The organism is Streptomyces sp. NPDC058872, assembly GCF_042743065.1.
Lineage (GTDB): Bacteria > Actinomycetota > Actinomycetes > Streptomycetales > Streptomycetaceae > Streptomyces.
Genome location: NZ_JBHYMK010000004.1, coordinates 178,700 through 188,803, shown reverse-complemented (window position 1 = coordinate 188,803; position 10,104 = coordinate 178,700). Strand labels below are relative to the sequence as shown.

At 67.6% G+C, this 10,104-nt stretch carries 11 protein-coding genes; all 11 read right to left on the bottom strand.

Annotated elements, in window-relative coordinates; genetic code table 11:
* Window positions 1-82 precede the first annotated feature (82 nt).
* The 11 genes from ACFW22_RS04125 to ACFW22_RS04075 all read right to left on the bottom strand — a co-directional run bounded on the left by ACFW22_RS04125 (window position 83) and on the right by ACFW22_RS04075 (window position 10,073).
* Complete coding sequence (locus ACFW22_RS04125; RefSeq protein ID WP_384875182.1) at window positions 83-529, bottom strand: DUF2550 domain-containing protein; 447 nt, start codon at window positions 527-529, stop codon at window positions 83-85.
* 146 nt (window positions 530-675) lie between these two features.
* Window positions 676-1,050, bottom strand: coding sequence for a F0F1 ATP synthase subunit epsilon (locus tag ACFW22_RS04120; RefSeq protein WP_384875179.1), 375 nt, complete (start codon window positions 1,048-1,050; stop codon window positions 676-678).
* Between the two features lie 112 nt (window positions 1,051-1,162).
* Window positions 1,163-2,605 (bottom strand): F0F1 ATP synthase subunit beta, encoded by a 1,443-nt coding sequence (gene atpD / locus ACFW22_RS04115; RefSeq protein ID WP_384875176.1) that lies wholly within the window; start codon window positions 2,603-2,605, stop codon window positions 1,163-1,165.
* Window positions 2,605-3,522 (bottom strand): F0F1 ATP synthase subunit gamma, encoded by a 918-nt coding sequence (locus ACFW22_RS04110; RefSeq protein ID WP_384875174.1) that lies wholly within the window; start codon window positions 3,520-3,522, stop codon window positions 2,605-2,607. The genes atpD and ACFW22_RS04110 overlap by 1 nt, the downstream gene beginning before the upstream one ends.
* Window positions 3,523-3,542: 20 nt before the next feature.
* The gene (gene atpA, locus ACFW22_RS04105) at window positions 3,543-5,138 is read right to left on the bottom strand and encodes a F0F1 ATP synthase subunit alpha (RefSeq protein WP_384875171.1); all 1,596 of its coding nucleotides are present in this window, start codon (window positions 5,136-5,138) and stop codon (window positions 3,543-3,545) included.
* Window positions 5,139-5,284: 146 nt separating this feature from the next.
* A complete protein-coding gene (locus ACFW22_RS04100) occupies window positions 5,285-6,100 on the bottom strand; it encodes a F0F1 ATP synthase subunit delta (protein WP_386398568.1) in 816 nt (271 codons plus the stop codon).
* Complete coding sequence (locus ACFW22_RS04095; RefSeq protein WP_121830191.1) at window positions 6,097-6,642, bottom strand: F0F1 ATP synthase subunit B; 546 nt, start codon at window positions 6,640-6,642, stop codon at window positions 6,097-6,099. The genes ACFW22_RS04100 and ACFW22_RS04095 overlap by 4 nt, the downstream gene beginning before the upstream one ends.
* A gap of 41 nt (window positions 6,643-6,683) precedes the next feature.
* Entirely contained in the window at window positions 6,684-6,950 is a 267-nt protein-coding gene (gene atpE, locus ACFW22_RS04090) for an ATP synthase F0 subunit C (protein WP_024761915.1), read from the bottom strand.
* 90 nt (window positions 6,951-7,040) lie between these two features.
* Window positions 7,041-7,850 carry a F0F1 ATP synthase subunit A gene (atpB, locus tag ACFW22_RS04085; protein WP_384875165.1) on the bottom strand — a complete coding sequence of 270 codons (810 nt, stop codon included), beginning with the start codon at window positions 7,848-7,850 and terminating at the stop codon, window positions 7,041-7,043.
* 225 nt (window positions 7,851-8,075) lie between these two features.
* Window positions 8,076-8,489 (bottom strand): hypothetical protein, encoded by a 414-nt coding sequence (locus tag ACFW22_RS04080; RefSeq protein WP_384875163.1) that lies wholly within the window; start codon window positions 8,487-8,489, stop codon window positions 8,076-8,078.
* 264 nt (window positions 8,490-8,753) lie between these two features.
* Window positions 8,754-10,073 (bottom strand): MraY family glycosyltransferase, encoded by a 1,320-nt coding sequence (locus tag ACFW22_RS04075; RefSeq protein ID WP_386398561.1) that lies wholly within the window; start codon window positions 10,071-10,073, stop codon window positions 8,754-8,756.
* Window positions 10,074-10,104: the final 31 nt, after the last annotated feature.

Here is a 10,104-nt window from a genome sequence, read left to right as displayed (position 1 = left end):
CCCCCCGCTCCTCCGCGTCCCCACCGCTCCGAGAGGCCCCCGGACAAGCACCCGACCGGACGGGCCCGGCAAGCGAAAGGGGTCAGGCGACGTTCACCCGCTGGCCGGGGGGCGCCGCCTCCAGCCAGGCCATGAATCCCGTCCGGGCGTCCTCGCTCATCGCGAGCTCCAGGCGGACGCCCTCGTACATGCAGGGCTGGATCACGGAGTCGGAGAGCAGCGCGAGCTCCTCCTCGCCCTCCGGCATCCGCCGCTCCAGGGCCACGATGGAGGAACGCTCCAGCACCCGGCGCGGGCGCGGTGCGTACGAGAAGACCCGGAACCAGGCGATCTCGTCACCGCTGTAGCGGGCGACCCCGTACACCCAGCCCTTGCCGGTCGAGTCCGGCTCGTCGGGGACGTTCCACCGGAGCGAACAGTCGAAGGTGCCGCCGGCACGCTGGATCAGTCTCCGGCGCAATCCGAAGACGAAGAGCCCGATCACCACCAGTGCGACGACCAGGCCGCACACGAGCAGAGCGAGGAACATCTTCACCGACCTCCTCGCTGCGTCCCGTAGCCGGCACGTCCGGCAGAACCGAATACAACCTGCATCTGCATCGCCTCAGCCGCGACACGGTCCGGAAAATTCCGGACCGTGCCGCGGCTGAGGGCACTCCTACTCGGTGCGGACCGTCAGTGGACCGCTACCGCGCGCAGCCGGACCTCGGCGCGCCGCTCGGCAGCGGCGTCCGACTCCGTCTTCGCACGCTCCAGCGCGCGCTCGGCACGCTGGGCGTCGATCTCGTCCGCCAGCTCGCAGATCTCCGCGAGCAGAGACAGCTTGTCGTCGGCGAACGAGATGAACCCGCCGTGGACGGCGGCGACGACGGTCGCGCCCTCACTCGTACGGATGGTCACCGGGCCCGACTCCAGCACACCGAGCAGCGGCTGGTGACCGGGCATGACGCCGATGTCGCCGGAGGTGGTACGCGCGATGACCAGGGTGGCCTCGCCAGACCAGACACTCCGGTCCGCGGCGACCAGCTCGACGTGCAGCTCAGCAGCCAAGGGGGGCTCCTCGGGTCACCACCCGGCGGTCGTGCCGGGTGTTGGGGTCAATTCTAGGGGGCGTGGAGAGGGGGCGGGACGGATCCCGCCCCCTCTCGGGCGAGCACGGGGCTCAGGAGACGCCGAGCTCCTTGGCGTTCTTCTTGAGGTCCTCGAGACCACCACACATGAAGAAGGCCTGCTCCGGGAAGTGGTCGAACTCACCGTCGCAGATCGCGTTGAACGCGGCGATCGACTCGTCGAGCGGAACGTCCGAACCGTCCACGCCGGTGAACTGCTTCGCCGCGTGGGTGTTCTGGGACAGGAAGCGCTCGACACGGCGGGCGCGGTGGACGACGAGCTTGTCCTCCTCGCTCAGCTCGTCGATACCGAGGATCGCGATGATGTCCTGGAGGTCCTTGTACTTCTGCAGGATTCCCTTGACGCGCGTGGCGGCGTCGTAGTGGTCCTGCGCGATGTAGCGCGGGTCCAGGATCCGGGACGTGGAGTCCAGCGGGTCCACGGCCGGGTAGATGCCCTTCTCGGAGATCGGACGGGAGAGAACCGTCGTCGCGTCGAGGTGGGCGAAGGTGGTCGCCGGCGCCGGGTCGGTGAGGTCGTCGGCGGGGACGTAGATCGCCTGCATCGAGGTGATCGAGTGACCACGGGTCGAGGTGATGCGCTCCTGGAGGAGACCCATCTCGTCGGCCAGGTTCGGCTGGTAACCCACCGCGGAGGGCATGCGGCCGAGCAGGGTCGACACCTCGGAACCGGCCTGCGTGAAGCGGAAGATGTTGTCGATGAAGAACAGCACGTCCTGCTTCTGCACATCGCGGAAGTACTCCGCCATGGTCAGACCGGCGAGGGCCACACGGAGACGGGTGCCCGGGGGCTCGTCCATCTGGCCGAAGACCAGGGCGGTCTTGTCGAGAACGCCCGAGTCCTCCATCTCCGCGATGAGGTCGTTGCCCTCACGGGTGCGCTCGCCCACGCCGGCGAAGACGGAAACGCCCTCGTGCAGCTTCGCCACACGCATGATCATTTCCTGGATCAGAACGGTCTTGCCGACACCGGCACCACCGAACAGACCGATCTTTCCACCCTTGACGTACGGGGTGAGGAGGTCGACGACCTTCAGGCCGGTCTCGAACATCTCGGTCTTCGACTCGAGCTGGTCGAACGCCGGGGCCTTGCGGTGGATGGACCAGCGCTCGCCGACCTCGGACTCGGCCTCGGGCTCGTTCAGGATCTGGCCCAGCGTGTTGAACACGCGACCCTTGGTGACGTCGCCGACGGGCACCGTGATGCCGTCGCCGGTGTCGGTCACCGGGGCCTGGCGGACCAGACCGTCGGTGGGCTGCATCGAGATGGTACGGACGATGCCGTCACCGAGGTGCTGCGCGACCTCGAGGGTCAGCGTCTTCTTCGCGCCCTCCTCGGCCGGGTCGGCGACCTCGACGTGCAGGGCGTTGTAGATCTCCGGCATCGCGTCGACGGGGAACTCCACGTCGACGACCGGGCCGATGACCCGGGCGACGCGGCCCGTGGCGGCGGCCGTCTCAACAGTGGTCGTCATTACTTGTCACTCCCCGCGGTCGCGTCGGCCAGGGCTGCGGTGCCACCGACGATCTCGCTGATTTCCTGGGTGATTTCGGCCTGGCGGGCCGCGTTGGCAAGTCGGGAGAGGTTGTTGATCAAGTCTCCCGCGTTGTCGGTGGCCGACTTCATCGCGCGGCGCGTGGCGGCGTGCTTGGAAGCAGCCGACTGGAGCAGCGCGTTGTAGATCCGGCTCTCGACGTAGCGCGGCAGCAGGGCGTCGAGGACGTCCTCCGCCGACGGCTCGAAGTCGTACAGCGGGCGGAGGGTCTCCGGCTCGCCGGCCTCCTTCGCCACCTCGTCGAGGCTCAGGGGCAGCAGCCGGGCCTCGACCGCCGTCTGGGTCATCATCGAGACGAACTCGGTGTAGACGATGTGGAGCTCGTCCACACCACCCTCCGCCGTGTCCTTCTCGATCGCCTCGATCAGCGGTGCGGCGATCTTCTTGGCGTCCGCGTAGGTCGGCTCGTCCGTGAAGCCCGCCCACGTGTCGGCCAGCGCGCGCTCACGGAAGTTGAAGTGCGCGACGCCACGGCGGCCGACGACATAGATGTCGACCGTGCGGCCCTCGCCCTCCAGCTTCTTGATCAGCTGTTCCGCCGCCTTGATGGCGTTGGAGTTGAAGGCGCCGGCCAGACCGCGGTCGCTCGAGAGGAGCAGGACCGCGGCACGGCTCGGGTTCTCCACCTCGGTGGTCAGCGGGTGCTTGTCGTTCGCACCCGTGGCCACCGCCGTGACCGCCCGCGTGAGCTCGGTCGCGTACGGAGTCGACGCCTGCACCTTGCGCTGCGCCTTGACGACGCGCGAGGCGGCGATCATCTCCATCGCCTTGGTGATCTTCTTCGTCGCGGTGACGGATTTGATGCGACGCTTGTAGACCCGGAGCTGCGCTCCCATGAGTCAGGTCCCTTCCGTCGTCACTTCGAGACGTTGACGGCGGCAGCGTCCTCGCCGAGCAGCTTGCCGTCAGAGGTCTCGAACTGCTTCTTGAACTCCGCGATGGCGTCGGCGACGGCCGTCAGGGTGTCGTCCGACATCTTCTTGCCCTCGCGGATGGAGGTCATGAGACCGGAGTGGCTCTGGCGCAGGTACGCCAGGAGCTCGGCCTCGAAGCGACGGATGTCGGCGACCGGGACGTCGTCCATCTTGCCGGTGGTGCCGGCCCAGACCGAGACGACCTGGTTCTCCGTGGGCATCGGCTGGTACTGAGCCTGCTTGAGCAGCTCGACCATGCGCTGACCGCGCTCCAGCTGCGCCTTGGAGGCCGAGTCCAGGTCCGAACCGAAGGCCGCGAAGGCCTCCAGCTCACGGAACTGGGCCAGGTCCACGCGGAGGCGACCGGCGATCTGCTTCATGGCCGGGTGCTGGGCGGAGCCACCGACTCGGGAGACCGAGATGCCGACGTTCAGGGCCGGGCGCTGGCCGGCGTTGAACAGGTCGGACTCCAGGAAGCACTGGCCGTCGGTGATGGAGATGACGTTGGTCGGGATGAAGGCCGAGACGTCGTTGGCCTTCGTCTCGACGATCGGCAGACCGGTCATCGAACCGGCACCCATCTCGTCCGAGAGCTTGGCGCAGCGCTCGAGGAGGCGGGAGTGCAGGTAGAAGACGTCACCCGGGTAGGCCTCACGGCCCGGCGGGCGGCGCAGCAGCAGCGACACGGCGCGGTAGGCGTCGGCCTGCTTCGACAGGTCGTCGAAGACGATCAGGACGTGCTTGCCCTCGTACATCCAGTGCTGGCCGATGGCCGAGCCGGTGTACGGCGCCAGGTACTTGAAGCCGGCCGGGTCGGACGCCGGGGCGGCGACGATCGTCGTGTACTCGAGCGCACCGGCCTCTTCCAGCGCGCCGCGCACGGACGCGATGGTGGAGCCCTTCTGGCCGACGGCGACGTAGATGCAGCGGACCTGCTTGTTCACGTCGCCCGAGCGCCAGTTGTCGCGCTGGTTGATGATCGTGTCGACGGCCAGGGCGGTCTTGCCGGTCTGGCGGTCACCAATGATCAGCTGACGCTGACCACGGCCGACCGGGGTCATGGCGTCGACGGCCTTGTAGCCGGTCTCCATCGGCTCGTGGACCGACTTGCGCTGCATGACGCCCGGCGCCTGCAGCTCGAGGGCGCGGCGGCCCTCGGTCGCGATCTCGCCGAGACCGTCGATCGGGTTACCGAGCGGGTCGACGACGCGACCCAGGTATCCCTCGCCGACACCGACGGAGAGGACCTCGCCGGTGCGCTGCACCGACTGTCCCTCCTCGATGCCGCTGAACTCGCCGAGGACGATCGCACCGATCTCGCGCTCTTCGAGGTTCAGCGCGAGACCGAGGGTGCCGTCCTCGAACTTCAGCAGCTCGTTCGCCATGGCCGAGGGAAGACCCTCGACCTTCGCGATGCCGTCGCCGGCCAGGCTGACCGTGCCGACCTCCTCGCGCGAGGCCGCGTCCGGCTGGTACGACTGGACAAAGGTCTCCAGTGCGTCCCGGATCTCCTCCGGCCGGATCGTGAGCTCCGCCATCTGGGTTCCCTGCTCTCCTTGTTGGGCCCGAAGTTTCTTAAGGGGTCTGGGGGCCGACCCCCAGGAATCTTCTGCAATCTCTGCACGGCCCAACCGGGCCGCTGGTGTTGCGGTGTTGCGGTGATGCCTTGTTCTGTTGGCTGCCGTCAGCCGGCCAGTCGACGGGTCGCCTCGCCGAGGCGCTCCGCGATGGAACCGTCGATGACCTCGTCGCCGACCCGCACGGTGATCCCGCCGAGGACCGCGGGGTCCACGTCCAGGTTCAGGTGCATCTCGCGGCCGTACAGCTTGGCCAGCACGGTGCCGAGGCGCTGCTTCTGCCGGTCCGACAGCGGCACCGCCGAGGTGACGACGGCGACCATCCGGTTCCGACGCGCCGCGGCGAGCTTGGACAGGGACTCGAGTCCCGCTTCCAGGCTACGTCCCCGGGGCTGGGTCACCAGACGGACGACCAGGCGCTCGGTGGTCGCGTGGGCCTTGCCGCCGAGCAGGCTGCGGAGCAGCGTGCCCTTGGCCGTGGCCGTGGCGCCCTTGTCCGTCAGCGCGGAGCGGAGCTCGTTGCTGGAGGACACGATCCGGCCGAACCGGAACAGCTCGTCTTCGACGTCGTCGAGTGCGCCCGCCTTCTGCGCCGCGGTGAGGTCGGCGGTGTTCGCCATTTCCTCGGCCGCGTCGACCAGGTCGCGCGAGCGCGACCAGCGGGAGCGGACCATGCCGGAGACCAGGTCGACGGTCTCGCCGCCCACCTGCCCGCGGAGGAGTCGCTGCGCGAGTTCGGCCTTGGCCTCACCCGACTGGGCGGGGTCGGTCAGGACCCGGCGCAGCGACACCTCGCGGTCGAGCAGCGTGGTGACGGCGGCCAGCTCGTCCGCGAGCTTCGTCACGTCGACCGGGGTGTTGTCGGTCAGCGCGTCGAGGGATTCGCGTGCGGCGGACAGTGCCTCGCGGCTCGCTCCGTTCATCGGACAGCCTCGGCCTTCTCCTCGAGCTCGTCGAGGAAGCGGTCGATCGTGCGGCTCTGGCGGGCGGTGTCCTCGAGGGACTCGCCGACCAGCTTGCCGGCCAGGTCGGTGGCGAGCTTGCCCACGTCCTGACGCAGCGAGGCGGACGCGGCCTTGCGGTCGGCCTCGATCTGCGCGTGACCGGCAGCGATGATCTCTTCGCGCTGGCGCTGGCCTTCCGCCTTCATCTCCTGGATGATCGCGGTGCCCTGCTCCGTCGCCTCCTGGCGAAGACGCGCGGCCTCGTGGCGGGCCTCGGCGAGCTGGGCCTTGTACTGCTCCAGCACACTCTGAGCCTCGATCTGGGCCGACTCGGCCTTCTCGATGCCACCCTCGATGGCCTCGCGACGCTCGTCCAGAACCTTGTTGATGTTCGGGAGGAGCTTCTTGGCGAGGAAGCCGAAGACGATGACGAAGGCGATCAGGCCGATGACGAGCTCGTCGAGATGCGGGATCAGAGGAGGCTGAGGCTCCTCCGCCGCCGCAAGAAGCAGAGCGTTCACATCAGTGCCTTCCGTAAAAAGAATCGGGCAGTCGGTCCGGCTTACTGGTAGACGAAGCCCATGACGATGCCGATGAGGGCGAGCGCCTCACAGAAGGCGAAGCCCATGATCTGGTTGGTACGGATGAGACCGGCGGCCTCGGGCTGGCGGGCGAGCGCCTGCGTACCGTTACCGAAGATGATGCCGACGCCGACGCCGGGGCCGATCGCGGCGAGGCCGTAACCGATCGAGGCGACGTTGCCAACGACGTTGGTCTTGGCGCTGCCACCTTCGGCGGCGAGGTTGATCATGTCGAGAGCAGCGGACATGCCGTTACTTCCTTCTCTTTCAATGACCCGATGGGGGTTGGCCACCGGACGACTGATGGATGCGGGGTGGAGCTACGGGGTGGGTGCGGCTCAGTGGTGCTCGGAGAGCGCGCCCTGGACGTAGCTGCAGGCCAGGAGGACGAAGACGTACGCCTGGACGGCCTGGATGAAGAGCTCGAAGGCAGTCATGGTGAGGACCATCACGAACGAGGCGCCGGCGTAGACGAATCCCAGGCCGTTCATGAGGTACCAGGTGGCCAGCGAGAACATCACGATCAGCAGGTGACCGGCGAACATGTTCGCGAACAGTCGCACCGCGTGCGTGAAGGGCCGGATGATCAGGTTCGAGAAGAACTCGAGAAGCATGATGAGCGGGAGGATCGCACCCAGGGACTTGTCGTACCCGAGGATGTTCTTCCAGCCGCCGGCGAAGCCGTGCTTCTTGAAGGTCAGCGCCACCCACATGACGTAGACGATCAGCGCGAGGGCCGCCGGGAAGGCGATCAGCGACGTGACCGGGAACTGGGCGAGCGGAATGATCGACCAGAGGTTCATGATCCAGACGAAGAAGAACAACGACACCATGAAGGGGACGTACTTCTCGCCGTCCTTCTTGCCGATGATCTCGTAGACGATGCCGCGGCGCACGAAGTCGTAACCGGCCTCGCCGACCATCTGCATCTTGCCGGGGATCAGCTTGGGCTTGTTGAAAGCGGCCCAGAAGAACCCGACGACCACGATGGAGCCCAGGATGGCGAGCAGCATCGGCTTGGTGAACTCGATGCCGGCCACCGTGGCGATGGGCTCGTACATGAACGTGTGCAGGCCCGGCGCCGGGAAGCCACATCCACTGAAGATGTGGCAATCCGGGTCGAAGGCAAGCGTCTGGTCAGCACTCACCGCGGGCTCCTTCAGCGTGGCGCATAGGTACGGCAACCTCGTTGTGTCGGCGCGGCACGCAGCCGCGGGTCGGCACTGGACTGGTCTTACGGATAAGGGGGCGGCGGTTCGGCATCGAGCCTCTCGCTGGGACAGGCGCCGTTTCGGATGCCCGCGTCCGCAGTGCCGCAGTTGGCACCGGACGATAGCAGGAAGCCGAACGCGGCTTTATCCCGGCCCTACCCTTCACGACTTGGACCCCGTGTTTCCGGGGTCGATGTACGTGATCTTGGCCTTCATGTAGGCCCGGGCCTGTGCGGCGACCCACACCACGGTCGTCGCGAGCAGCGTGAAGGCGAAGGCCTTGAAGTCGAACAGCGTGGTGTTCTTCAACAAGGCCAGGAAGATGAAGAGCACCAGCAACTGGGCCGTGTAGAGCATCAGCCCCATGGCCTGGAAGAGGTGCGGAAGCGACTTTGCCGTCCGCTGGAGAACCAGCTGCCCGATCCCCATGAAGAGGATCACCACCAGGGTGCCGACGACGGCACCGATCGCACCCTTGCCACCGGCGACCACCCCGCTGATGACCGTGGCGACTGCGCCGACGGCTGCGGTGGGTACAACGGTGTGCAGGAGGATGCGTGCGTCGTTCGACGGCATGGCGGTGTCTCCGCTTGCTCTGGAGGGGGCGATGGTGTCGTCATGGACGAGCGTAAGCCCGGTCCGAGGTGGGTCTCGGGGCCAACAGACCGTCGCACTACGGTCTTTCGGCACTGTCGCCGGGTCTCGTGAACCGTATCACAAACTATTTGAATAGGTCTTTACCCATACGGTGTGCCAACCGTCACACATGAGGGTTACCCCGCGCGTGTGTGCGCGACAGCGGGGGACCTTGTCTGCTAATGAACCGCGATGGGGCTTTCGTCAACCACGCGCCCCGGCCTTACTCCGGTCGGGGAAGCGCGAACGGTGACCGAGGGCGGTCGCCCCGTTGACCCCGGCGGGCACCGGTTCCTGCTCCTCCTCCGCGCCCCCGGCGTCCCCGGAGGGCTCGGCCGGCTCGGCGGAGGCCCTCTTGCGGCGGCGGTAGCGGGGCGGCACCACGGACTCGGCCCAGCGGGGCGCACGCGGCGTGAAGCGCGGCAGCAACAGCAGGACCAGACCGATCGCGCTCAGCGCCACGACCCCCAGGACGATCCACATCGAGGTCGAGTGGACCGAGTACGCCAGCGTGCCGAAGGCGATCAGCGCCGACCAGAAGTACATGATCAGCACCGCGCGGCTGTGCGAGTGGCCGATTTCCAGGAGCCGGTGGTGCAGGTGCCCGCGGTCGGCGGCGAACGGCGACTGCCCCTTCCAGGTGCGGCGCACGATCGCCAGGACCAGGTCCGCCATCGGGATCGCGATGATGGTCAACGGCAGCACGAGCGGGATGAAGACGGGCAGGGCGGCGTGCGTGGCCTCGCGGGTCGAACCCTCGAAGATCTTCAGCGCGTCCGGGTCGACCTGGCCGGTGATGGAGATGGCGGAGGCCGCCAGGATCAGGCCGATCAGCATCGAGCCCGAGTCGCCCATGAAGATCCGCGCCGGGTGCATGTTGTGCGGGAGGAAGCCCAGGCACATGCCCATGAGGATGGCGGCGAACAGGGTTGCGGGGGCGGCGGCTTCGATCGTGTAGCCGTACCAGAGGCGGTAGGCGTACAGGAAGAAGGCCGCGGCGGCGAGGCAGACCATGCCGGCGGCGAGGCCGTCGAGGCCGTCGACGAAGTTCACGGCGTTGATGGTGAGGACCACCAAGGCCACCGTCAGGAGCGTGCCCTGTCCGGGGGTGAGGGCGACCGTCCCGACGCCGGGGATGGGCAACCACAGGATCGTCAGGCCCTGCGCCACCATCACGCCCGCCGAAATCATCTGGGCGCCCAGCTTGATGAGCGCGTCCAGCTCGAACTTGTCGTCGAGGACGCCGATGAGCCAGATCAGGGCCGCGCCGGAGAGCAGGGCGCGCGGCTCGTTCGACTGCTCGAAGACGCTGTTCAGGTTCTGCAGGTGGTCGGCGACGAGGAGGCCCGCGCACAGCCCGAAGAACATGGCGATGCCACCGAGCCGCGGAGTCGGTTCTCGGTGCACGTCGCGGGCGCGGATCTCCGGCATCGCCCCGGTCGCGATGGCGAACTTCCGCACCGGCCCGGTGAGCAGATAGGTCACCGCTGCCGTGACACAGAGCGTCAGCAGGTAATCACGCACGGGCTGCCCCACAGGAATCGCTGGCCATCTC

What these genes read in the sequence shown, in the direction of transcription:
- ACFW22_RS04125 (WP_384875182.1), bottom strand. Translation starts at nt 529, where the DNA reads ATGTTCCTCGCTCTGCTCGTGTGCGGCCTGGTCGTCGCACTGGTGGTG.
- atpD (WP_384875176.1), bottom strand. Translation starts at nt 2,605, where the DNA reads ATGACGACCACTGTTGAGACGGCCGCCGCCACGGGCCGCGTCGCCCGG.
- ACFW22_RS04110 (WP_384875174.1), bottom strand. Translation starts at nt 3,522, where the DNA reads ATGGGAGCGCAGCTCCGGGTCTACAAGCGTCGCATCAAATCCGTCACC.
- atpA (WP_384875171.1), bottom strand. Translation starts at nt 5,138, where the DNA reads ATGGCGGAGCTCACGATCCGGCCGGAGGAGATCCGGGACGCACTGGAG.
- ACFW22_RS04100 (WP_386398568.1), bottom strand. Translation starts at nt 6,100, where the DNA reads ATGAACGGAGCGAGCCGCGAGGCACTGTCCGCCGCACGCGAATCCCTC.
- atpE (WP_024761915.1), bottom strand. Translation starts at nt 6,950, where the DNA reads ATGTCCGCTGCTCTCGACATGATCAACCTCGCCGCCGAAGGTGGCAGC.
- ACFW22_RS04080 (WP_384875163.1), bottom strand. Translation starts at nt 8,489, where the DNA reads ATGCCGTCGAACGACGCACGCATCCTCCTGCACACCGTTGTACCCACC.